The organism is Xenorhabdus entomophaga (assembly GCF_037996725.1).
In the GTDB taxonomy this organism is placed as follows: Bacteria; Pseudomonadota; Gammaproteobacteria; order Enterobacterales; family Enterobacteriaceae; genus Xenorhabdus; species Xenorhabdus khoisanae.
Genome location: NZ_JBBMXH010000245.1, coordinates 1 through 1,311 on the forward strand (window position 1 = coordinate 1; position 1,311 = coordinate 1,311).

The 1,311-nt window shown below is 56.1% G+C and carries 1 protein-coding gene; it reads left to right on the forward strand.

Going from position 1 to position 1,311, the window contains the following annotated elements; translation table 11 throughout:
* Nucleotides 1-1,311: terminase large subunit (locus tag AAC854_RS22520; RefSeq protein WP_340619041.1), on the forward strand; the 1,311-nt coding region annotated here is incomplete at both ends.

The window sequence follows — 1,311 nt, forward strand, 5'->3', positions numbered from 1 at the left end:
ACTGGCCTGTCAGCGGTTCCTGAATGACCTGAAAACGGGGGAAGCGCGTGGCATTTATTTCAGTGAACCCCGTGCCCAGCATATCCTGAACTTTTACAAATTTGTGCCCCACGTCAAGGGCGCACTGGCGGGCAAGCCCATTGAACTGATGGACTGGCACATCTTCATTCTGATTAACCTGTTCGGCTTTGTCTGCCCATTGGTGGATGAAGCCACCGGCGAAATCGTCCTGCGCAATGACGGCAGCGGACGCCCGGTGATGGTGCGTCGTTTTCGCACGGCGTATAACGAAGTGGCGCGTAAAAACGCCAAATCCACGCTTTCTTCCGGTATCGGGTTATACATGACCGGGGCTGATGGTGAGGGAGGCGCAGAGGTCTATTCGGCCGCCACCACCCGTGATCAGGCGCGTATCGTGTTTGAGGATGCGAAGAACATGCTCAAAAAGGCGAAGTCGACACTGGGCCGGTTACTTGAATTCAACAAACTGGCCATTTATCAGGAGCAATCCGCCTCCAAGTTTGAGCCGCTGTCCAGTGACGCCAACAACCTTGATGGCCTTAACATTCACTGTGGCATCGTCGATGAGCTGCACGCGCACCGCACCCGCGATGTCTGGGATGTACTGGAAACCGCCACCGGCGCACGCTTGCAGTCGCTGTTATTCGGTATCACCACCGCCGGCTTTAATAAAGAAGGCATTTGCTACGAGCTGCGCGACTATGCCGTTAAGGTCCTGCGCGGGCTGCCGGATGATACCTTTTTCGCCCTGATCTACACACTGGACAAAGACGACGACCCGTTTGATGAGACGGTGTGGCAGAAAGCGAACCCCGGTCTGGGTATCTGCAAGCGCTGGGATGACCTGCGGCGGCTGGCGAAAAAGGCCAAAGAGCAAGTGTCAGCGCGGCACAATTTTTTCACCAAGCACATGAACCTGTGGGTCACGGCCGAGTCGGCGTGGATGGACATGCTCAAGTGGGATGACTGCGAACCGCTGGCCCCGCCGCATGAGCTGAAAACTTACCCGATGTGGGTTGGCGTGGACTTGGCGAACAAGATTGACATTTGTGCGGCGGTGAAAGTGTGGCAGGCAAATAACGGTCATGTCCATGCCGACTTTAAATTCTGGCTGCCGGAAGGCCGGCTTGAGCGCTGTTCACGGCAGATGGCGGAACTTTACCGCAAGTGGGATGAAAAGGGCGTTCTGACCCTGACCGATGGCGAAGTGGTGGACCATGCCCAGATAAAAGAAGAGCTGCTGCACTGGGTCGGCGGGGAAAACCTGAAAGAACTCGGCTTTGACCCGTG